The sequence below is a fragment of the Bordetella genomosp. 9 genome (assembly GCF_002261425.1).
Lineage (GTDB): Bacteria > Pseudomonadota > Gammaproteobacteria > Burkholderiales > Burkholderiaceae_B > Bordetella_C.
Map to the genome: position 1 here is coordinate 1474562 of NZ_NEVJ01000003.1, position 21834 is coordinate 1496395.

Consider the following 21834-nt stretch of genomic DNA (forward strand, 5'->3'; position numbering starts at 1 on the left):
GCTACAGCGCGCGGCGGCGCAAGCCGGTATCGTCGTTGCTGATGCCGCATCACCATAAAAGGAGACAACATGAAAAAACGTGCATTGCTGCGGACCGCCATGCTGGGCCTGGCGCTTTTCGGCGCGGCGGCCACGGCCGGCGCGGCCTCGGACTACCCCGACCACCCATTGCGGATGATCGTGCCGTTCACGCCGGGCGGCGGCGCCGACCTGACCGCGCGCATGATCGCCGAGCCCCTGGGCAAGGTATTGGGGCAGCCGGTGGTGGTGGAAAACAAGCCGGGCGCCGGCGGAACACTGGGGGCCACGCAGGTGGCGCGCGCCGCGCCCGATGGCTACACCATGCTCTACACCACCCCGGGGCCGCAGATCACCAACCCCTATCTGATGAAGAGCCTGCCTTACGATCCGCGCAAGGACCTGGTGGCGGTGTCCAAGCTGGCCGTAGTGCCGGGCGTGCTGATCGTCGGCAAGCGCCTGCCGGTATCCACGGTCGCCGACCTGGTCCGGTACGCCGCCGCGCATCCGCACGACGTGCGCTTCGCCAGCGCCGGCATCGGGTCGAGCAGCCATCTGGCGGGCGAACTGTTCAAGGCCATGGCGGGCGTCGAGATCGACCATGTGCCGTATGCCGGCACCAGCATCGCCTTGCGCGACGTGCTGGGCGGCACGGTGGAAATCGCGCTGGACAGCGTGGCGGTCTACCTGCCCTATATCCAGTCCGGCGCGGTAAAGGCGCTGGGCGTCACGACGCCGTACGAACTGCCCATGCTGCCTGGCGTCCCCCCCATCGCCAAGGACCTGCCGGGCTTCGACGCGGCGCCCGTCAATTACCTGACGGTGCCCGCAGGCACCCCGCCCGCCGTCATTGCCAGGCTGAACGCCGCGGTGGTGGAAGTGCTGCAATCGCCCGAGGTGCGCAAGCGCATGCTGGATATCGGCGTGCTGCCGGAAAGCAGTACGCCACAGGCCATGGCGGCATTGATCGACGCGGAAGCCGCAAGGTGGAAGAAGGTGATCGAAACGTCGGGCGCCCGCCTGGACTGAGCGCGCCGCCCCGCGATCACGCGATGGTGCGATCAGGCGATGGTGCGCACGGGCACGCGCTGCGCCAGCGCGCACAGCAGCTCGTAACCGATGGTGCCGGCCGCCTGCGCCACTTCGTCCACCGACGGGCCGTCCGCGCCCCACAGTGAAACCGGCGCGCCGATACCGGCGCCTGGCACGGGGGTCAGGTCCACCGCCAGCATGTCCATGGACACGCGCCCGAGCACGCGCGTGCGCGTGCCGGCCACGACGACGGGCGTACCCGTGCCCGCATGGCGCGGATAGCCGTCCGCATACCCGCATGCGACCACCCCGATGCGCATGGGCGCGTCCGCCGTGAACAGGGCGCTGTAGCCCACCGCGTCGCCCGCGCGCAGGTCCTGCGTGGCGATGATGCGCGAGCGCAGCGACATGGCGGGCTTCAGGCCGAAGGATGCGGCATCGGCGTCGGCGAAAGGCGAGGCGCCGTACAGGCAGATGCCGGGCCGCACCCAGCTTTCCTCGCCCGGCCGCGCCAGCGCGATCCGCGGATCGCGCAGCGTCGCGGCGGAGTTCGATACGCTGACGGGCCCCGGCAGGTCGCCCGCGACACGCTCGAAAACCGCCATGGGCGCCGCCACGCCGGCGGGCGCGTCGGCACTGGCGAAATGGGTCATGCGACCGACGTTGCGCAGGATGCCCAGTCTGGACAGCTCGAGCGCGCGCGCATGGGCGGCGCGATAGGCGTCGGGCGCGAAACCCAGGCGATTCATGCCGCTGTTGAGTTTCACATAGACGTCCAGGGGATGATCCGGCCGGGCATGTGCCAGCATGTCCAGCTGTTCACGGCAATGCACCACCGTCGACAGGCGGTAGCGATCGGCCAGATCCAGGTCCGCCGGTTCGAACAGGCCTTCCAGCAGCAGGATGGGACCGGCCCAGCCGGACTCGCGGCACTCGATCGCTTCCGCCAGGTCCAGCATGGCAAGGCCATCCGCCCGCGCAAAGCCCTGTACGCCCTGCGCCGTGCCGTGGCCGTAGCCGTGCGCCTTGATGACCGCCCAGACGGACGGCGCCATCCATGGCGTGCCGTCCGCCGTGGATGCCGCGGCGGCGGCCTGCTGCAGATGACGGCGGACGACGGCAAGATTGTGCGCGAGCGCGGAAACGGAGATGGTGACGGAAATCGGTCTTGGCATTGCGGCTATCCTGAGGCCAGACAAGTCTACCCGATAGGCCTTGCCCGCACGCGCCGCCCGGCGCGGATCCGGGCCACGTGTTCGGGGCGGAAATCAACGCCCCTGCCGAACGATAAAATGCCCGATTGCATGGACAGGGCCCACCATCCGCCGCTATGGCCGTCGATCACTACGAAAACTTCCCCGTCGCTTCGCTGCTGCTGCCGCGCCGCCTGCGCGCGCCGGTGCGCGACATCTACCGCTTCGCGCGCAGCGCCGACGACATTGCCGATGAAGGCAGCGCCGACGACGCGCAGCGCCTGGCGCAGCTGGAAGCCTATCGCACGGAATTGCACCGCATCGCGCAGGGCAAGCCGGGCGCGCGTCCGGTGGCCGATCCCGGTCTGGGCGCGATCTTCGATCCGCTGGCGGCGACCATCGCCAGCCACCAGTTGCCCATCACGCCGTTCTATGACCTGCTGTCCGCCTTCGAACAGGACGTGCAGGTCAAGCGCTACGCCGATGAGCCCGCGCTGCTGGACTATTGCGCGCGCTCGGCCAATCCGGTGGGCCGCCTGATGCTGCACCTGTACGGCGCCGCCGACGCCGCCAACGTCCGCGACGCGGACGCGATCTGCACCGGACTGCAGCTGGTGAATTTCTGGCAGGACGTGCACATCGACTGGCGCAAGGACAGGGTCTATCTGCCGCAGGACGCGCTGCGCCGCCATGGCGTGACCGAGCAGGACATCGCCACCTGCAAGCTGACGCCGGCCTGGGAGTCGCTGATGCGCGACATGACGGACCGCACGCGCGCGCTGTTACACTCCGGCGCTCCGCTGGCCCGCCGGCTGCCCGGCCGCATCGGCCTGGAGCTGCGCCTGGTCGTGCAAGGCGGACTGCGTATACTGGAACGCATCGAGCGCGCGCGCTACGACGTGTTCATGAATCGCCCGGAACTGGGCGCGAGGGATTGGGGCGTCATGATGTGGCGCGCTTTCAGCTGACATGACTCCCGACGAATATTGCCAGGACAAGGCCGCCAAGAGCGGCTCCAGCTTCTACTACGCCTTCCTGTTCCTGCCGCCCGAACGGCGGCGCGCGATCACGGCCCTCTACGCCTTCGGCCGCGAAGTCGACGACGTGGTGGATGAAGCCACCGACGCATCGGTGGCGCGCATCAAGCTGGCGTGGTGGCGTACCGAGATCGACCGCCTCTTCGGCGGCGCGCCCGAGCATCCCGTGACGCGCGCGCTGCAGCCGCATCTGCAGGCCTACGGCATATCGCGCGACCGCATGCTGGCGGTGGTCGACGGCATGGAGATGGACCTGGACCAGACGCGTTACCTGGACTGGCCGGGCTTGCGCAAGTACTGCTGGCACGTGGCCGGCGTCATCGGCGAGATGTCGGCGTCCATCTTCGGCTACACCGATCCGTCCACGCTGGTCTATGCCGAAAAGCTGGGACTGGCGTTCCAGATGACCAACATCATCCGCGACGTCGGCGACGATGCGCGGCGCGGCCGCATCTATTTGCCCATCGAGGACCTGCAGCGCTTCGAGGTCAAGGCGGCGGATATCCTGAACGGCCGCTATTCCCCCAACTTCAGCGCCTTGATGGCCTTCCAGGCCCAGCGCACGCGCGAGCTCTACAAGGAATCCATGTCGGCGCTGCCCGAGGCCGACCGGCGCGCGCAGCGGCCCGGCCTGATGATGGCGGCGATCTACCATGCCCTGCTCGATGAAATCGAGCGCGACGACTGGCAGGTGCTGCACCAGCGCATATCGTTGACGCCGCTGCGCAAGCTGCTGCTGGCGTGGCGCACCTGGGTGGGCGGCGGGCGCGGGCTGGTGCGCCGCCTGTCGCGATGAAGACGAGGCGAGGCGCGCGATGAGAACCGCCGTGGTCGGCGCGGGCTGGGCGGGCCTGGCGGCGGCGACGGCCATGCGCGAGGCCGGCTGCGACGTCACCGTCTACGAAAGCGGCCATACGCCCGGCGGCCGCGCGCGTCGCGTGCCCCATCCGCCACACGACGGCGCGGCGGCCTTCGACGGGCCGCTGGATAACGGCCAGCACATCCTGCTGGGCGCCTATGCCGATACGCTGGCGCTGATGCGCCGCCTGGGCCGCGACCCGGACGACTTGTTCCTGCGCCTGCCCTTGTGCCTGGCTTCCCTGGACGGCAGCTTCCGCCTGGCCGCGCCGCGGCTGCCGGCGCCCTGGCACGCCGCCGTCGCGCTGCTGCGCGCGCGCGGACTGTCCTGGAGCGACCGGCTTGCCAGCCTGCGGCTGATGCGGGCGTTGCGTGCCGCGGGCTGGCGGGTGCCGCCGGGCGAGACCGTCGGCGGCCTGATGCAGCGCCACGGCCAGCCGCGCGGGGCCGTGCGCCTATTGTGGGAACCGCTATGCCTGGCCGCGCTCAACACCCCCGTGGCGCAGGCCTGCGCCCAGCTCTATGCCCATGTCCTGCGCGACAGCCTGGGCGGGCCGCGGGCGGCGACGGACCTGCTGCTGCCACGCGTGGACCTGTCGGCGCTCTGGCCGGACGCCGCCGCCGATCGCTGCCGGATGCGCTATGGGCATAGCGTGCGGGCGGTGACGCCCGCCGCCGGCGGCATCGACATCGATGGCGAGCGCTATGACGCGACCGTGGTCGCGGTGCCGCCACACTCGGCCGCGCGGCTGTTCGCGGGCGGGCCGGCGCGGGAACTGGCCGTCGGGCTGGACGCCCTGCCGCACGCGCCCATCGCCACGCTCAACCTGAAGCTGCATGCGCCGTGGCGCCTGCCGCATCCCATGATGATGCTGGCCGACGCACCGGCGCGCGGCCACCATGGGCAGTGGATCTTCGATCGGACGGCGCTGTCCGGGCGAGCTCGCGGTGAGCTTCACGGTGGCATGCCGGCGCCGGGTGGCGCAGACATCCCCGGAGACGTGCACGCGCCGGGCGGCGCCGATATCACGATCGTCGTCAGCGCCGCCATGGCGCTTGCCGGACAGGACAGGCAGGCCGCCACGGAAGCCCTGGTCGCTCAGGTCCGGGAACAAGCCGAGCGCGCCGGCCTGCCGCCGATGCCTGCCGTCGCGGGGTCCGCCCTGCTGATCGACAGGCGCGCCACCTTCCTGGCCAACCCGGGCTTGCGGCGCCCCGGGCAGCGCACGCCGTGGCCCCGGTTGGCGCTGGCGGGCGACTGGACGGACACCGGCTATCCCGGCGTGCTGGAAGGCGCCATCCGCAGCGGCCAGGCCGCCGCGGCGGTCATCCTGGAACAGCCGCGCCGCTAAAGCAGGGCGCGATCGCGCCGGTCATCGACATCCGATGCAACCGCCCGCCGAGCGATCAGGCCAGGCTACGCACCGTATACAGCCCCGCCGCCGTCAGCAGTAGCGAACCCGCCAGGCTGGCGCCCGCGTACAGTAGCGCGGTACCGTAGGCGCCTCTTTCCACGAAGCCCACGGTTTCCGCGGAAAACGTCGAAAACGTGGTGAGGCCGCCCAGGAAGCCGGTGATGCAGATCAGGCGTATCCACGCGGGCCACTCGGGATGCCCGGCGACCAGGGCGACCATGACGCCGATCAGATAGCCGCCCACCAGATTCGCCGCCATCGTTCCCCAGGGCCAGGTCCCGGCGTTGAAGAACAGGCCCAGCACCCAGCGCAGCCAGGCGCCCAGGGCGGCGCCGACGCCGACGGCAAGAATATTCCCGTAAGTGAACATGACGTCCATGCGCCCAACCGCGCATCCAGTGGAAACCAGCGCGGATTATCGCAATAAATGCCGGCGGAGCAAGGCCGCCGCGATCCGCGATGCGCCCGCCGGCGATGGCGGCCCGGGAGCCCGATCCGCTCGTGCCCGACGCGCCGCAATTCCACAGGATGGAAACAGCGGGCGTCGGGCGGGCACGCCCTCCTCTACACTGCCCCCTACCGCGGACACCCACCCGCCGGCAGGCGGGAACGGCCGGTGATCGCCTCAGAAGGATGTGGAGACAGCCCCCATGCGTATTGCCATCCCCGACGACTACCAGGACTGCGTACGCAGCCTGGATTGCTTTGCCCGGCTCGCCGGCCACGACGTCGCCATCTACCACGACAACGTCAAGGACGTCGACGCGCTGGCCGAACGCTTCCGCGATGCCGAAGCCATCGTCCTGACGCGCGAACGCACGCAGGTCGGCGCGGACCTGCTGCGCCGCCTGCCCCAGCTGCGCCTGATCAGCCAGATCGGCAAGGTGGCGCCGCATCTGGACGTGGCGGCATGCACCGCGCATGGCGTGGCGGTCGCCGAAGGCTCCGGCTCCGGCGCGGCCACGGCCGAACTCGCCTGGGCCTTGATGCTGGCCAGCCGCCGGCACCTCGTCGCGGAAGCGAATCGCCTGCGCGCCGGCCTGTGGCAGGGAACGCTGGGACAGGAACTGCGCGGCCAGCGCCTGGGTGTCTGGAGCTACGGCCGCATCGGCAAGCAGGTGGCCAATTACGGCCGAGCCTTCGGCATGAAGGTCTGGGTGTGGGGCGGCCCGGGCTCCACCGCCCAGGCGCGCCAGGACGGTATCGAGGTCGCGCCCAACCGCGAGTCGTTCTTCGCCGACAGCGATGTCCTGACCCTGCATCTGCGCCTGGGGGCGTCGACACAGGCCGCCATCGGCGCGGCCGATCTCGCGCGCATGAAAACCACCGCGCTGATCGTCAATACCAGCCGCGCGGAGCTGATCGCGCCCGGCGCGCTGGAAACCGCGCTGCGCGCCGGCCGGCCCGGATACGCCGCGGTCGACACCTTCGAATCGGAACCCATCCTGGGGGCGGACCATCCCCTGCTGCACCTGCCCAATGCGCTTTGCACGCCACACCTGGGCTTCGTCGAGAAGGACAACTACGAGGCTTACTTCGGCACGGCCTTCGACAACATCAACGCCTTCTGCGCGGGCACGCCCACGCATCTCGTGAACCCGGAAGTGCTGCGCACCGAAGGCTGAATCGGTTATAGATACGGTCCTGGCGCCCGGTGGCGCCGCGGACGGCGATCTTGCACTTTTCCCTGGTAGATATCGAGTATTTCCTGGCGGTGGTCAGGCACAACCACTTCGGCCGCGCCGCGACCGCCTGCAACGTCACGCAGCCTGCCATCACCAAGGCGCTGCGGCGGCTGGAAGATTCCGTGGGCGCCATGCTGTTCGAGCGTGGCGCCCACGGCGCCCGCCTGACCGGCGAAGGCGAGGTCTTCCACGAATACGCGCGCCGTCTCAGCCTGCAGCACGAGGAACTGGCCAAGGTATCCGCCGACCTGCGCGCCCACCATTCGGGCCTGCTGCGGATCGGGCTGACCAATCCGGCCGGCGACAGCGAGGTCGTACGCGCGCTGGCCGAAATGGTGCGCCGGCGGCCGGCGATGCGGCTGCGCCTGGTCATCGGGAAGTCCGACGCGCTGAACATGGCGGTGGAGGCCGGCGAACTGGACGTCGCGGTCGTGCCCGCCGCGCCCGGCACCACGTTCAGCTGCGAGGCCCTGACGCTGGGCCAGGACATCGTGCGCGTCGCCGCGCGCGTCGGCCACCCCGTCTTCCAAACCGTGCAACCCGGCCTGGCCGCGCTGCAGCCGTATTCCTGGGTCATGCCGAGCCGCGAGAGCGCGGCGCGCAAGGCCATTACGCACCTGCACGAAGAAGCGGGCCTGCCCGAGCCCACGGTGATGGTGGAAGCCGAATACATGTCCGACGCGGTACTGGGCATCGTGGCCAGCACGGACCTGGTCGCGCTGGCGCCCAGCACCAGCCTGCGTCCTTGGGCCGGGCTCATCATGCCCATCCCGGTGGCCGGCTTGATGATCGCCCGCCGTACCGTGTTGCTGTCCCGGCCGGGCGGCCACTGGTCCGCGCTGATGGAGCTGCTCCGGGACCTGCTTGGGACCGGCCGCGCGGAACATCCCTGAACGCGCACGCCGGCCTTTGCCGGCGCGTGCCGGGCCAGCATGTTGCCGGCGATTGATCGCGCGGACGCGGCGTGCCTGGCTTCAGCCCTTCAACAATTGCGCCAGGCGGTCGAGCAGCGGACGCTGGCTTTCCAGTATTTTTTCGTGCGCGCGCGGCAGGCTCAGCCACGCGGCGCGGTCGACTTCCGGAAAGACCTGCACGCGGCCGCTGCGCGGGGGCCATTCCATTTCGAAGGTGTTGCTGCGCAGCGTCGCGGCGTCGAACTCGCCCGCCACGGCATAGGCGATCACGCGCTTGCCGCCGCGCTGGACGATTTCACCCAGGGGGATGAGCGGCTCGCCGGGCGGGCTGCCCAGTTCTTCGTGGAATTCGCGGACAGCGGCGGCGCGGGGGTCTTCACCCGGGTCGATTTCACCCTTGGGGATGGACCAGGCGCCGGCTTCGCGGGCGCGCCAGTAAGGCCCGCCGGGGTGGACCAGCAGGACAGATACCTCGGCGTCCGGCCTGTACCCGTGGCCCGTTGCGGAATCCGTCCGGGCGTCCGTCCGTGATACGCGATACATCAGGATGCCCGCACTTGCCTTCGCCATGGCTCACCTCGCACCCATCGCGTACGCCTGAATGGCCGGCCGCACCTGGCCGGCCGCACCTGGCCGGCCGCACCTGGCCGGCCGCACCGCACTACAGCAGCGCGTGCGCCTTCACATAAGCCTTCACGGCTTCCGCGTCGCATTCCATGACCTGGACCCGCTGGGGCAGCGACTCCAGGTCCGCCAGTCCCGCCGGCGGCGGCACAGGACGCCCCAGGGCTTCCTGGATCGTGTCGGAAAACTTGGCCGGCAGCGCCGTTTCCAGCACCAGCATGGGCACGCCCGGCTCGACATAGTCGCGCGCGACCTTGACGCCGTCGGCGGTGTGCGGATCGATCAGCACGCCGGCCTCGTCATAGGTGGAGCGGATGGTGGACAGGCGGTCGGCATGCGTGCTGACGCCGCCGACGAATCCATATTCGGCTTCGAAGGACGGCTGCAGCGCCGACAGGTCGAACTGGCCGGTCTCCGCCAGTTCGCGCCACAAGGCCTTGACGCGCGCCGCGTCGCCGCCCATCAGGTCGTAGACGAAGCGCTCGAAGTTCGAGGCCCGCGAGATATCCATGGACGGGCTGGACGTCGCATACGTGTCGACGGCGGACCGCGGCCGGTAGATCCCCGTGCGCAGGAATTCCTCCAGCACGTTGTTCTCGTTGGTGGCCAGCACCAGGCGCCGCACCGGCAATCCCATGCGCCGGGCGATATGGCCCGCCAGGATGTTGCCGAAGTTGCCCGACGGCACGGCGAAGGACACTTGCTGGTCCACGTGCGTGGTGGCGCGCAGCCAGCCGTGGATGTAATAGACCACCTGCGCGGCGATACGCGCCCAGTTGATCGAATTGACCGCGCCCAGGCGGCAGGCAGCCTTGAATTCCAGGTCGCCGGCCAGCAGCTTGACGATGTCCTGGCAATCGTCGAACACGCCGCGCACGGCGATGTTGTGGATATTGGCGTCCTGCAGCGAATACATCTGCGCGCGCTGGAACGGGCTCATGCGGCCTTGCGGCGACAGCATGAACACCGCCACGCCCTTCTTGCCGCGCAGCGCGTATTCCGCCGCCGATCCGGTATCGCCCGACGTCGCGCCCAGGATATTCAGCGTGGTGCCGCGCTTGGCCAGCACGTATTCGAAGACCTGGCCAAGGAACTGCATGGCGATGTCCTTGAACGCCAGGGTCGGGCCATCGGACAGGCCCAGCAGGCTCATGCCCCCGGCCAGCGGCCGCACCGGCACGATGTCTTCGCTGCCGAAAATCTTGTCGGTATAGGCGGCCCGCGTCAGGCGGTGCAGATCTTCCGCCGGGATATCGTCGGCGAACAGGCGCAGCACCTCGAACGCCAGATCGGCGTAAGGCAGGCCGCGCCAGCCTTGCAGGGTCTCGGCGGACAGCCGCGGCAAGGTCTGCGGTATGGCCAGCCCGCCATCCGGCGCCAGGCCTTCGAGCAGGATGTCCGAGAAAGCCAGCGGCGCCATGCCGCCACGCGTGGATACGTACTTCATGACAGGGTCTCCATGCGGATGCGCGTGACCCGCGAACGCACGAAAGGCAAGCCTTCGATGCGGCCGATGGCGGTATTCACCGCGCCTTCCACGGCTTGATGCGTCAGGAAGATGATGTCCGCGCCGCCGATGTGCGACGGCTGCTGGATCATGGAGCCGATCGAGATCTTGTGTTCGGCGAGGACGCGGGCGATGTCCGCCAGCACGCCGGGCTGGTCGTCCACGCGCAGCCGCAGGTAATACGACGTCGACACCTGGTCGATCGACAGGATGGGCGTGTCGGCCATCGCATCCGGCTGGAAAGCCAGGTGCGGGACGCGATTGCCCGGATCCGCGGTGTGCAGCCGCGTGACGTCCACCAGATCGGCCACCACGGCGGACGCCGTGGGTTCTTCGCCGGCGCCCTGCCCGTAGTACAGCGTGGGCCCGACCGCGTCGCCGCGCACCAGCACCGCGTTCATCGGGCCTTCGACGTTGGCCAGCAGGCGTTCGGACGGGATCAGCGCGGGATGCACGCGCAGCTCGATGCCGTCCGGCCGGCGTCGCGTCATGCCCAGCAGCTTGATTCGATAACCCAGGCGTTCGGCGTGCGCGATGTCTTCCTGCGCCAGCGCGGAAATGCCTTCCACATAGGCCTTGTCGAACTGGACCGGCACGCCGAAGGCCAGCGAGGCCAGCAGCGTCAGCTTGTGGGCGGCGTCGACGCCTTCGATGTCGAACGTGGGATCGGCTTCCGCATAGCCCAGGCGCTGCGCTTCGGCCAGGACTTCGGCGAAAGGCTGGCCGCGGGTGCGCATTTCCGACAGGATGAAGTTGGTGGTGCCGTTGATGATGCCCGCCACCCATTCGATGCGGTTGGCGGTCAAGCCTTCGCGGATCGCCTTGATGATGGGGATCCCGCCCGCCACCGCGGCTTCGAAGGCCACCATCACGCCGCGCGCCGAGGCCGCGGCGAAGATCTCATTGCCGTGCTTGGCCAGCAGCGCCTTGTTCGCCGTGACCACGTGCTTGCCCTGCGCGATGGCTTCCAGCACCAGCTCGCGAGCCAGGGTGTCGCCGCCGATCAGCTCGACGACAATCTCGATTTCCGGATTGCGCACGACCTGGTAAGGGTCGGTGGTAATCGCCGCCGCGTCCCCCACGCGGCTGACCGCCTTGGCGGCATCGCGCACGGCGATATGGCTGACTTCGATGCGACGGCCCGCGCGCCGTGCGATTTCTTCGGCGTTGCGCGACAGCACCGTGAAGGTACCCCCGCCCACCACGCCCAGGCCCAAAAGGCCCACCTTCATGGGATTCATTTTCAGTTATCCATCAACTCTTACATCGTTCGCCGCACAAAACCGTACCCCGCCCGTACCCCGCTACCCGTGACGCCGCGGATCCGGGTCTCCCGGTCCGCTGGCGTCGCCCCCTTGAGGGGGAAGCGCGCAGCGCTTCGGGGGTGGGCCTTCCCGCCGGTCCGCTGGCGTCGCCCCCTTGAGGGGGAAGCGCGCAGCGCTTCGGGGGTGGGTCAACCTCTTCCGTCCTTGCGGAACATCTCTTTAATGCCGCGCACGGCTTGTCGCGTGCGCTGCTCGTTTTCGATGAGCGCGAAGCGCACATAGTCGTCGCCGTATTCGCCGAAACCGATCCCCGGCGAAACGGCGACCTTGGCGTCGGCCAGCAGGCGCTTGGAAAATTCCAGCGAGCCCTGGGCCTTGTAAGGCTCCGGAATCTGCGCCCAGATATACATGGACGCCTTGGGGATTTCCACGTTCCACCCGGCCTCATGCAAGCCGCGGGCCAGGACGTCGCGGCGGCTGCGGTACTGCTCCACGACCTGCTTGACGCATTCCTGCGGACCATCCAGCGCCGCGATCGACGCCACCTGGATGGGCGTGAACGTCCCGTAGTCGTGATAGCTCTTGATGCGCGCCAGCGCATGCACCAGCTCGCGGTTGCCGACCATGAAGCCGATGCGCCAGCCGGCCATGTTGTAGCTCTTGCTCATGGTGAAGAACTCGACCGCGACGTCGCGCGCGCCGGGCACCTGCATGATGGACGGCGCCACATAGCCGTCGAAGCAGATATCGGCGTAGGCCAGGTCGTGCACCACCAGGATGTCGTGTTCCTTGGCCAGCGCGACCACGCGTTCGAAAAAGCCCAGGTCCACGCACTGCGCGGTCGGATTGCTGGGAAAGCCCAGCACCATCATCTTGGGCTTGGGGATGGATTCGCGCACCGCGCGCTCCAGTTCCTCGAAGAAATCCACGCCCGGCGTCATGCGCACCGAGCGGATATTGGCGCCGGCGATCACCGCGCCATAGATATGGATGGGATAGCTGGGGTTGGGCACCAGCACGGTATCGCCGCGATCCAGGGTGGCCAGCATCAGGTGGGCCAGGCCTTCCTTCGACCCGATGGTGACGATGGCTTCGCTGTCCGGATCGATATCCACCGCGTAGCGGCGCTGGTACCAGTCGGAAATCGCCTTGCGCAGCCGGGGAATACCCTTGGAAACCGAATAGCCGTGGGTATCGGGCCGGTTGGCGGCTTCGACCAGCTTGTCGACGATATGCCGGGGCGTGGCGCCATCGGGATTGCCCATGGACATGTCGATGATGTCCTCTCCGCGGCGCCGTGCTGCCATTTTCAATTCGGCCGTGATATTGAAAACGTAAGGCGGCAGGCGCTCGATGCGCGAGAAGTTCCTCATGACGGGAATCCTTGATGCGGGGAAGGGAATTAGGGGCTAACCCGATAATCTAGCCGATGGCGGGCAAGCCGGCAAATGGCGACAAAAAAGCCCTTTTGCCCCGTGTTGAGCGCGCAACATGCGTGCATTGCGATGCGCTATCATCCCGACAACAAGCCGGAGTCCTTATTGAAGCTGCATACTGAGCCTGCGTCGGCACTGAATACCGTGACCGCTTACGGTCCCGGGTATATCGAAGTCAACCTGGTACGTTTTTCCCACGCGGTCTCCTTCGGCCCCGAAGGCGCCGTCGCCGAATGGCCGGTCAAGGCGGCTGACCAGATCACTTCCGCGCTTTTGCGCCGGGCCGCCGGCCTGCCCGAACCGGTCAGCGATCCGCTCGCGTTCCTGGACGAGCCCGACACCGCCCCCGCGCTTCCGCCCAACGCCCCCGAAGTCCTACTCATCGGCACCGGCGCCCGCCAGCGCTTCCTGCGGCCGGACGTCCTGCGTCCGCTGCTGAAGGCGGGCATCGGCATCGAAACCATGGACACCCAGGCGGCCGCACGTACCTACAACATATTGATGTCGGAGGGCCGGCGCGTCGTCGTCGCCCTGATTCCGACCGGAGAATCCGAAGAATGAAGCCGATCATAGGCAAACCGGCCCCGCTTTTCACCGCTGAAAGCACCATCGGCTCCATCAGCCTGGAACAATGCCGCGGCCGCGCCGTGGTGCTCTACTTCTATCCCAAGGACAACACGCCCGGCTGTACCACGGAAAGCCAGGATTTCCGCGACATGCACGCCGACTTCCTCGCCGCGGGCTGCGTCGTGGTCGGCATTTCGCGCGACTCCCTCAAATCCCACGAGAACTTCCGCTGCAAGTACGAGTTGCCCTTCCCCTTGATCGCCGACCCCGAAGAAACCGTGTGCAACCTGTTTGGGGTCATCAAGCAGAAAAACATGTATGGCAAACAGGTGCGCGGTATCGAGCGCAGCACCTTCCTGATCGATGCCTACGGCGTATTGGTGCAGGAATGGCGCGGAGTCAAGGTTCCGGGCCATGCCAAAGAAGTCCTGCAAGCCGCCAAGAGCATCGGTTGACCGATTTCACGCAGTCCGGGGCCCGTCCGTGGGCCCCGCTTAGTCAGGCGATATTGCCGGCCCCCAAAGGAGAGTGACTCCATGCCGCTTCCCAAGTTGCCCACCCGTCCCGCCGCCATCCTGACCTTCCCCTCGGGCGAAGCCGCCCGCAACACGCCGGCCGCCCGTGCGGCCCAACCGCGGGCCGACGAGCCGGAAAGCGAAATCGTCCAGCCCCAGCTGGCCGGCATCGCCGCGCCCCAGACACAGGCCCGGGCGCCAGGCAAGTCCCCCGCGCGCAAGGAAGCAGGCCGCAAGGCCACCGCCGAGCAGCCCCAGCCGGCGCCCGCCGCCGCGCCGGTGCTGCGCGCCGCCCCCGTCCCGTCGACCGGGCCGTCCCGCAAGACCCGCGCGCGCACCGAAACCGGCGTCCGCAAGCTGTTCGTGCTGGACACCAATGTGCTGCTGCACGATCCGACGTCCCTGTTCCGCTTCGAAGAACACGACATCTTCCTGCCGATGATGACGCTGGAAGAACTGGACCACCAGAAGAAAGGCATGTCCGAAGTGGCGCGCAACGCCCGCCAGGTCAGCCGCTCGCTGGATGCGCTGGTCAGCGACACCGTCAAGCTGGACGAAGGGCTGGCGCTGAACGCGCTGGGCAACAAGGACGCCGCCGGCCGCCTGCTGCTGCAGACCACGGCCATCCACAGCACCCTGCCGTCAGACCTGCCCATGGGCAAGGCGGACAACCAGATCCTGGGCGTCGTGCGCGCCCTGCAGGAAAAGTACACCGACCGCGAAGTCGTGCTGGTGTCCAAGGACATCAACATGCGCCTGAAGGCGCGTGCGCTCGGCATGGCGGCCGAGGACTACTTCAACGACCACGTCCTCGAGGATTCCGACCTGCTCTACACCGGCGTGATGCAGCTGCCGGAGGACTTCTGGAACAAGCACGGCAAGGACGTCGAATCCTGGCAACAGGGCGGCACCACCTTCTACCGCATCAGCGGGCCGCTGTGCGCGCAATTCGTGGTCAACCAGTTCGTCTATTTCGAAGGCCAGATGCCGCTGTACGCGCAGGTGCGCGAAGTCAGCGGCAAGACGGCCGTGCTGGCCACGCTGCGCGACTACACGCATGGCAAGAACAATGTGTGGGGCATCACCGCGCGCAACCGCGAACAGAATTTCGCGCTGAACCTGCTCATGAATCCCGAATGCGACTTCATTTCGCTGCTGGGGCAGGCGGGCACCGGCAAGACCCTGCTGGCGCTCGCGGCGGGCCTGACGCAGGTGCTGGAAACCAAGCGCTATACCGAAATCATCATGACCCGCGTCACCGTCCCGGTGGGCGAGGACATCGGCTTCCTGCCGGGAACCGAAGAAGAAAAAATGCTGCCGTGGATGGGCGCCCTGGAAGACAACCTGGACGTGCTCAACATGGGTGACGGCGACGGCAACGGCGATTGGGGCCGGGCCGCCACCATGGATCTCATCCGCTCGCGCATCAAGGTGAAATCGCTGAACTTCATGCGCGGCCGCACCTTCCTCAACAAGTACCTGATCATCGACGAAGCGCAGAACCTGACGCCCAAGCAGATGAAGACGCTGGTCACTCGGGCGGGCCCCGGCACCAAGGTCATCTGCCTGGGCAACATCGCGCAGATCGATACGCCGTACCTGACGGAAGGCAGCTCGGGCCTGACCTATGTGGTCGACCGCTTCAAGGGCTGGCCGCACTCCGGCCACGTCACCCTGCAGCGCGGCGAACGCTCCAGGCTGGCCGACTACGCCGGCGACGTGCTCTAGCAGGCAGGCATGAAACAGTCCCTGCCCGTCGGCATCACCATGGGCGACGCGGCCGGCATCGGGCCGGAGATCGTCGTCCAGGCCTTTGCAAAAGGCCTGGACGCGCCGGCGATCGTCTACGGCGATGCCGGCGCCCTGCGCCGCGCGGTGCAACTGCTGGGCGCGCGCCTGGAAGTCGAGGAAATCCCGGGCGCGGCGCAGACCGGCCAGATCGGCCGAGCCAGCGATGGCGGCGATGCCGCGCACGCCGGCTCGCCCGGGCTCGCCGCGCCGCGCGCGGGCGTCATCCAGGTCGTGGCCTGCCATCCTCCCCTGCCCGCCGATCTCCCGCCCGGCCAGGTCGACGCGCGCGCCGGACAGGCCGCCTACGCATACGTATGCGCCGCCATCGACGACGCGCTGGCCGGCCGCATCCGCGCCATCGTCACCGCGCCGCTGAACAAGGCGTCCATGCATGCGGGCGGCGTCGATTATCCGGGCCACACGGAGATCCTGGCCGAACGCAGCGGCACGCAGGACTTCGCCATGATGCTGGCCAACCGCGAGCTGCGCGTGCTGCTGGTCACCATCCACGTGGCGCTGGCCGACGTGTTCGCGCGCATCACGCTGGAATCGGAACTGCGCGCCATCCGGCTGGCCCACACGGCCTGCCGGCAGATGGGCATCGCGCGGCCGCGCGTGGCCGTGGCCGGCCTGAATCCGCATGCCGGCGAACACGGCAAATTCGGCCGCGAGGAAATCGACGTCATCGGCCCGGCCATCCAGGCCGCGCGCCAGGAAGGCATCGACGCCAGCGGTCCCTGGCCGGGCGATACGATATTCATGCGCGCCCGGCGCGGCGATTTCGACATCGTCGTCGCGCAATACCACGACCAGGGCCTGATCCCGGTCAAGTACCTGGGCGTGGAAGAAGGCGTCAACGTCACCGTCGGCCTGCCTTTCGTGCGCACCAGCGTCGACCACGGCACCGCCTTCGACATCGCATGGCAGGGCGTCGCCGACCCCACGTCGCTGATCGTCGCCTTCGACCTGGCGCTGGCCATGACAGGGCACTGAAAGAATCACAGATCGGTCCGGTCTACAATAAGCGCCGTCTGATTTTTCCCATCCCGGCCGGCTGGCGCGGTTCGCGCGTGGCATGACCGTTCAACGTCGCAGCTCATGAACCGCTTCACTCGCTTTTTGCCGGACCGCTTTCTGCTGTTCCTGGTCACCACCGTCGTCCTCGCCAGCTTCTTCCCCGCGCACGGCCGCGGCGTGCCGATCTTCAACAACATCACCAATATCGCGGTCGGCCTGCTGTTCTTCCTGCATGGCGCCCGCCTGTCGCGCGAAGCCATCGTCGCCGGCATCACGCACTGGCGCCTGCACGGGCTGATCTTCACGACCACCTTCATCCTGTTCCCCCTTATCGGCCTGCTGCTCAAGCCGGTGCTGATGCCGCTGGTCACGCCCGAGCTCTACCTGGGCATCATGTTCCTGTGCTGCCTGCCCGCCACCGTGCAGTCGGCCATCGCCTTCACGTCGATGGCGCGCGGCAACGTGCCGGCCGCGGTCTGCAGCGCATCGGCGTCCAGCCTGCTGGGTATCTTCATCACCCCCCTGGCCGTCGGCCTGGTGGTGGTCAACGCCGGCAATGCCCCGGTGTCCTTCGACGCGGTCGGCAAGATCATGCTGCAGCTGCTGCTGCCCTTCGTGCTGGGCCAGGTGCTGCGGCGCTGGATCGGCGCCTGGGTGCACAAGCGCAAGTCGCTGCTGAAGATCGTCGACCAGGGCTCCATCCTGCTGGTCGTCTACACGGCGTTCTCGGAAGCCGTGAACGAAGGCCTGTGGCACAACACCCCCGTCCCGGCGCTGCTGGGCCTGATCGTCGCCTGCGCGGTGATCCTCGCCGTGGCGCTGCTGGTCACCGCCGTGGCGGGCCGCGTCATGGGCTTCAGCCTGCCGGATCGCATTACGCTGATGTTCTGCGGCTCGAAGAAAAGCCTGGCCAGCGGCATCCCCATGGCCCAGGTGTTGTTCGCCGGCCACGCCGTGGGCGCCATCGTGCTGCCGCTGATGATGTTCCACCAGATCCAGCTGATGGTCTGCGCGATGCTGGCCGGCCGCTTCGCCAAGCGTCCCCCCGATGGCGACGGCCATGGCCATGGCGACGACTGAGCCGCGCGCCACGCTGTAAAGATCCGGACACACGGCTGTAAAGTGGCTGACACGCCGCTGTAAATCGGCCGACATGCATGCGGTGCATGCTGGACCCCGCTCATCCGATATGGGCAATCCCCGGGGGCCGCCAGCATGAACCGCACCATCTATGCCTGTCTTCTGCGCGCCAGCGCGCCTGCCCTTGCCGCCCGCGCGCTGGCGAAGGGCAGATCCGACCCCTTGTACGGCACCGCCTTATGGGAGCGCTTCGGCTTCGGCTATGCGCTGCCGACCAGCGGCGTGGCGCCCGTCTGGGTACACGCGGTCAGCCTGGGCGAGACCCGCGCCGCGCAGCCCCTGGTGCAGGAACTGCTCCGGCGCCGCTGGCCCGTCGTCCTGACCCATGCCACGGCGACCGGCCGGCGCGAAGGCGGCCGCCTCCACGGCGCCGCGATCGATGCGGGCCAACTGCGCCAAGCCTGGCTGCCCTACGACACGCCGGGCGCGTGCCGCCGATTCCTCGAAGAAGTCGCGCCGTCCTGCGGGATCCTGCTGGAACGCGAAATGTGGCCCGCCATGGTCCACGAGGCGAACGCCCGCGGGATCCCCATGGTGCTGGCCAGCGCACGCCTGTCGGAACGCTCGGCGCGCCGCGGCCGCTATGTGGGCCGCGTGTTGCGCGAGGCCTATGCGGGGCTCGACCGCGTGCTGGCGCAGACGGAACAGGACGCGGCGCGGCTGCGGGCCTGCGGCGCCCGCGACGTCCAGGTGTGCGGCAACATCAAGGTCGACATGGCGGTCTGCGCCGAGCAGATCGCATTGGGCCGGGCCTGGCGCCGCATGTGGGGCCGCCGCGTGGTGGTGATCGCCAGTACCCACGAAGGCGAAGAAGCCGCGTTCCTGCAGGCCTACGCGGGGCAACTCGGGAATGGTGGGGATGCCGGGCGAACCGGACCGGCAGGAAGCGCCACCGCAGCCGGTGCCGGAGCCGAAGCCGAAGCCGGAACTCGCCAGGATAGCGAATCGCCCCTGCTGATCATCGTGCCCCGCCACCCCGGCCGTTTCGACGCCGTCGCCACGCGGCTGGCGCACAGCGGCCTGCGCTGGGTGCGCCGCAGCGCCGTCGACCTGTTGCAGCCCTTGCCCGCCGGCACGCAGATCGTGCTGGGCGACAGCACGGGCGAATTGTTCACCTACTATGCCGCCAGCGACGTCGCCGTCGTCGCGGGCGGTTTCAGCGCCGCGGGCGGACAGAACCTGATGGAACCCTGCATGGCCGGCACCCCCGTGGTGGTCGGGCCGCATGCCGGCAACTTCTCCCAGGCGACACAGGACGCGCTGTCCAGCGGCGCGGCCCTGCGTGCCGCGGACGCCGGCAGCGCATTGAACACCGCCATCGCCCTGCTGGATAACGCCCCGGCCCGCGACGACATGATCGCCGCCGGCCGGACGTATGTGGCTTCCCACAAGGGTGCGACCGAGCGCATCCTGGGCGCGGTGTCGCAACTGATGGTCGAACGCGGCCTGGTGCCCGGCAAGGTGGGCGCGGTCGCGCACAGCATCCCGGCCCTGCAGTTCCTGATCTAGCCAGTCTCAGTACTGCGGCCCGGAAGTGAAGTTCAGGAAGCGCGTGCTCATGCCCTGGAAGGTCAGCCGCACCGTGCCGATCGGCCCGTTACGCTGCTTGCCGATGATGATCTCGGCCGTGCCCTTGTCCGGCGAATCGGGGTTGTACACCTCGTCCCGGTAGATGAACAGGATCACGTCCGCGTCCTGCTCGATGGCGCCGGATTCCCGCAGATCGCTCATCACTGGGCGCTTGTTGGGCCGCTGTTCCAGGCTGCGGTTCAACTGCGACAGGCCGATCAAGGGGCAGTTCAGCTCCTTGGCCAGGCCCTTCAGCGAACGGCTGATTTCCGAGATTTCGGTGGCCCGGTTCTCGCCGCTGCCGTTGCCGGACATCAGCTGGATATAGTCGATGATGATCAAGCCCAGCTGGCCGCATTGGCGCGCCAGCCGGCGTGCCCGCGCGCGCACTTCCATCGGGCTCAGCGCCGGGGTTTCGTCGATGTAGACCTGGGCGTCCTGCATCAGCTGCACGGCGTGCGTGACGCGCGGCCAGTCCTCGGCGATGAGCTTGCCGGTACGCATGCGGTGCTGGTCCAGCATCCCGACCGAACCCAGCATACGCATCGCCAGCTGCACCGCGCCCATTTCCATGGAAAACACCGCCACCGGCAAGCCTTGCTCGATGGCGACGTGTTCGCCGATGTTCATGGAGAACGACGTCTTGCCCATGGAAGGCCGCCCTGCGACGATGACCAGGTCGCCGGGCTGCAGGCCGGACGTCATCTTGTCCAGGTCGGTAAAGCCGGTGGGCACGCCGGTGACATCGGATTCGTTATCGCGGTGATAAAGCTCGTCGATGCGCTCCACCACCTGCGTCAGCAGGGGTTGGATTTCCTGGAAGCCGGCGGCGCCGCGCGCGCCTTCCTGGGCGATCTTGAACACCTTGGACTCGGCTTCATCCAGGATCTGGCGTGCTTCCTTGCCCTGCGGGTTCAAGGCGGCCGACGAGATCTCGTCGGCGATGGTCACCAGCTTGCGCAGCGTCGCGCGCTCGCGCACGATTTCCGCATAGCGACGGATATTGGCGGCCGACGGCGTATTGTGGGCCAGCGAATTCAGATAGGCGATGCCGCCGACGTCTTCGGACTTGCCGGCACTGACCAGCGATTCGTGCACCGTGATGACATCGGCGGGCCGCGCAAGGCCGATCAGGCGGGCGATGTGCTGCCAGACCAGGCGGTGGTCGTGCCGATAGAAATCTTCCTCGATCAATACGTCGGCGATGCGGTCCCACGCCGCATTGTCCAGCAACAGGCCTCCCAGCACGGATTGCTCCGCCTCGATGGAGTGCGGCGGGACGCGCAGGTAGTCCAGCGTGTTATCGGCGGCTTGAGGATTCAAAGGTTCATTCATGGTCGCAACGCATCCGCAACGCGGAAAAAGCCCTGGACGTCGCGCGACCGCAGCACTCCCAGCAACGGTCGCAACGGCCAGGCAACCCCGCGCAGGAAACGGCCCAGCCGCAACAGGCGGGCACGCACTTCGGGATCTGGATTGACTTCAAAGTAGGACTTCAGCATAACCTGCCCCAGGGTCGGCATGATCGCCGTGGGCAGCTTGCGCATCGAAAGCACCGACGCCACCATCTGGAAAAGATCGTAGGCCTGTCCCAAGGGGCGGGACAGGGCTTCGCCGATGTTTTCCTCGAAATCGATGCGCCACATCTCATCGCCGCGCACGGTCAGGTTGCGGATCTGGGCGCCGCCGTGGCAGAAGCCCCGCCGGTGGAATTCCGCCAGGTCGCGGCCGGCCCAGGCGGCGAGCGCCACGCGGGACTCATCGCTGCCATGGCGTATCAGGTCGTTCAGGTCGATGCCCACGTGTTCGAGCACCAGCAGGCCGGGCTCGTGCCACCAGATGTCGGGGACGCGGCAATCCGCGGCGCGCAGCTGGCGCAGGCGTTCTGCCTCGTAATCGACGCCATTTCGCAAAAGCACACGAGGGCTGGGGAATTCGCCCAGCACCACCTTGCAACCGGCGGCCAGCAGCGCCGCGCGCGTGTAGCGCAAGGCGTAGCTGACCATGCCGCGCACGCTGGGACGGCGATACTTGACCACGAACTGGACACCGTCGACGGTGGCTTCGTCCACCGACGGCAGCGGCGCCTGCCTGGCGCGCGCCAGCCAGTCGTGAAGACCCGGCGGAGGGGATACGTGTTCGGGCAAGGTCACGCGGGCTCGGTAGAGGGAGATAAAAAAAGCCGGCGCGGAGCCGGCTTCTCTTTTGCCGCAGGGCGGTCACTGGGCAAAAGCCGTGGCCGCCGTCGCGG

At 68.1% G+C, this 21834-nt stretch carries 20 protein-coding genes; 12 read left to right on the top strand and 8 right to left on the bottom strand.

Going from position 1 to position 21834, the window contains the following annotated elements; translation table 11 throughout:
- Window positions 1-69: 69 nt before the first annotated feature.
- A complete protein-coding gene (locus tag CAL26_RS17795) occupies window positions 70-1047 on the top strand; it encodes a Bug family tripartite tricarboxylate transporter substrate binding protein (RefSeq protein ID WP_094848145.1) in 978 nt (325 codons plus the stop codon).
- A 32-nt stretch (window positions 1048-1079) separates the two neighbouring features.
- Here CAL26_RS17795 and alr read toward each other — a convergent pair whose 3' ends face one another.
- Window positions 1080-2225 (bottom strand): alanine racemase, encoded by a 1146-nt coding sequence (gene alr, locus CAL26_RS17800; protein WP_094848146.1) that lies wholly within the window; start codon window positions 2223-2225, stop codon window positions 1080-1082.
- A 155-nt stretch (window positions 2226-2380) separates the two neighbouring features.
- Between alr and hpnC the strand changes: the two genes are divergently transcribed.
- From hpnC to hpnE, 3 genes are read left to right on the top strand one after another with little or no spacing between them, the layout of a single operon-like run.
- Window positions 2381-3211 (top strand): squalene synthase HpnC, encoded by an 831-nt coding sequence (gene hpnC, locus CAL26_RS17805; RefSeq protein WP_094848147.1) that lies wholly within the window; start codon window positions 2381-2383, stop codon window positions 3209-3211.
- A 1-nt stretch (window position 3212) separates the two neighbouring features.
- Window positions 3213-4076: a presqualene diphosphate synthase HpnD gene (hpnD, locus tag CAL26_RS17810; RefSeq protein WP_094848148.1), complete on the top strand. Its 864-nt coding sequence runs from the start codon at window positions 3213-3215 to the stop codon at window positions 4074-4076.
- Between the two features lie 19 nt (window positions 4077-4095).
- Window positions 4096-5490 carry a hydroxysqualene dehydroxylase HpnE gene (gene hpnE, locus CAL26_RS17815; protein WP_094848149.1) on the top strand — a complete coding sequence of 465 codons (1395 nt, stop codon included), beginning with the start codon at window positions 4096-4098 and terminating at the stop codon, window positions 5488-5490.
- A gap of 55 nt (window positions 5491-5545) precedes the next feature.
- On the opposite strand, the gene crcB is transcribed toward hpnE, so the two are convergent.
- The gene (crcB, locus tag CAL26_RS17820) at window positions 5546-5923 is read right to left on the bottom strand and encodes a fluoride efflux transporter CrcB (protein WP_094849944.1); all 378 of its coding nucleotides are present in this window, start codon (window positions 5921-5923) and stop codon (window positions 5546-5548) included.
- Between the two features lie 280 nt (window positions 5924-6203).
- Here crcB and CAL26_RS17825 point away from each other — a divergent pair, with 280 nt between their 5' ends.
- Together CAL26_RS17825 and CAL26_RS17830 are read left to right on the top strand one after the other, a co-directional pair.
- Complete coding sequence (locus CAL26_RS17825; RefSeq protein ID WP_094848150.1) at window positions 6204-7178, top strand: D-2-hydroxyacid dehydrogenase family protein; 975 nt, start codon at window positions 6204-6206, stop codon at window positions 7176-7178.
- 50 nt (window positions 7179-7228) lie between these two features.
- The gene (locus CAL26_RS17830) at window positions 7229-8131 is read left to right on the top strand and encodes a LysR family transcriptional regulator (RefSeq protein ID WP_143277451.1); all 903 of its coding nucleotides are present in this window, start codon (window positions 7229-7231) and stop codon (window positions 8129-8131) included.
- Window positions 8132-8212: 81 nt separating this feature from the next.
- On the opposite strand, the gene CAL26_RS17835 is transcribed toward CAL26_RS17830, so the two are convergent.
- The 4 genes from CAL26_RS17835 to alaC all read right to left on the bottom strand — a co-directional run bounded on the left by CAL26_RS17835 (window position 8213) and on the right by alaC (window position 12921).
- A complete protein-coding gene (locus CAL26_RS17835) occupies window positions 8213-8722 on the bottom strand; it encodes an NUDIX domain-containing protein (protein WP_094848152.1) in 510 nt (169 codons plus the stop codon).
- Window positions 8723-8813: 91 nt separating this feature from the next.
- Complete coding sequence (thrC, locus tag CAL26_RS17840) at window positions 8814-10223, bottom strand: threonine synthase (protein ID WP_094848153.1); 1410 nt, start codon at window positions 10221-10223, stop codon at window positions 8814-8816.
- Entirely contained in the window at window positions 10220-11524 is a 1305-nt protein-coding gene (locus tag CAL26_RS17845; RefSeq protein ID WP_094848154.1) for a homoserine dehydrogenase, read from the bottom strand. Before CAL26_RS17845 ends, thrC begins: the two co-directional genes overlap by 4 nt.
- 212 nt (window positions 11525-11736) lie before the next feature.
- Window positions 11737-12921, bottom strand: a complete 1185-nt coding sequence (alaC, locus tag CAL26_RS17850) for an alanine transaminase (RefSeq protein WP_094848155.1) — start codon at window positions 12919-12921, stop codon at window positions 11737-11739.
- Between the two features lie 168 nt (window positions 12922-13089).
- On the opposite strand from alaC, the gene CAL26_RS17855 reads away from it, so the two are divergent.
- From CAL26_RS17855 to CAL26_RS17880, 6 genes are all read left to right on the top strand, one after another.
- A complete protein-coding gene (locus tag CAL26_RS17855) occupies window positions 13090-13545 on the top strand; it encodes an Mth938-like domain-containing protein (RefSeq protein ID WP_094849945.1) in 456 nt (151 codons plus the stop codon).
- Window positions 13542-14006, top strand: coding sequence for a peroxiredoxin (locus CAL26_RS17860; RefSeq protein ID WP_094848156.1), 465 nt, complete (start codon window positions 13542-13544; stop codon window positions 14004-14006). Before CAL26_RS17855 ends, CAL26_RS17860 begins: the two co-directional genes overlap by 4 nt.
- An 81-nt stretch (window positions 14007-14087) precedes the next feature.
- The gene (locus CAL26_RS17865) at window positions 14088-15794 is read left to right on the top strand and encodes a PhoH family protein (RefSeq protein WP_094848157.1); all 1707 of its coding nucleotides are present in this window, start codon (window positions 14088-14090) and stop codon (window positions 15792-15794) included.
- 9 nt (window positions 15795-15803) lie between these two features.
- On the top strand, window positions 15804-16850 hold the full coding sequence (gene pdxA / locus CAL26_RS17870; protein ID WP_094848158.1) for a 4-hydroxythreonine-4-phosphate dehydrogenase PdxA: 1047 nt from the start codon (window positions 15804-15806) through the stop codon (window positions 16848-16850).
- Between the two features lie 105 nt (window positions 16851-16955).
- On the top strand, window positions 16956-17954 hold the full coding sequence (locus tag CAL26_RS17875) for a bile acid:sodium symporter family protein (RefSeq protein ID WP_094848159.1): 999 nt from the start codon (window positions 16956-16958) through the stop codon (window positions 17952-17954).
- A 135-nt stretch (window positions 17955-18089) separates the two neighbouring features.
- Window positions 18090-19523 carry a 3-deoxy-D-manno-octulosonic acid transferase gene (locus CAL26_RS17880; protein ID WP_094848160.1) on the top strand — a complete coding sequence of 478 codons (1434 nt, stop codon included), beginning with the start codon at window positions 18090-18092 and terminating at the stop codon, window positions 19521-19523.
- Window positions 19524-19529: 6 nt separating this feature from the next.
- Here the strand turns inward: CAL26_RS17880 and CAL26_RS17885 are convergent, their stop codons facing one another.
- Window positions 19530-20918 carry a replicative DNA helicase gene (locus tag CAL26_RS17885; RefSeq protein WP_094848161.1) on the bottom strand — a complete coding sequence of 463 codons (1389 nt, stop codon included), beginning with the start codon at window positions 20916-20918 and terminating at the stop codon, window positions 19530-19532.
- The gene (locus tag CAL26_RS17890) at window positions 20915-21736 is read right to left on the bottom strand and encodes a hypothetical protein (protein WP_094848162.1); all 822 of its coding nucleotides are present in this window, start codon (window positions 21734-21736) and stop codon (window positions 20915-20917) included. The genes CAL26_RS17885 and CAL26_RS17890 overlap by 4 nt, the downstream gene beginning before the upstream one ends.
- Window positions 21737-21834 lie beyond the last annotated feature (98 nt).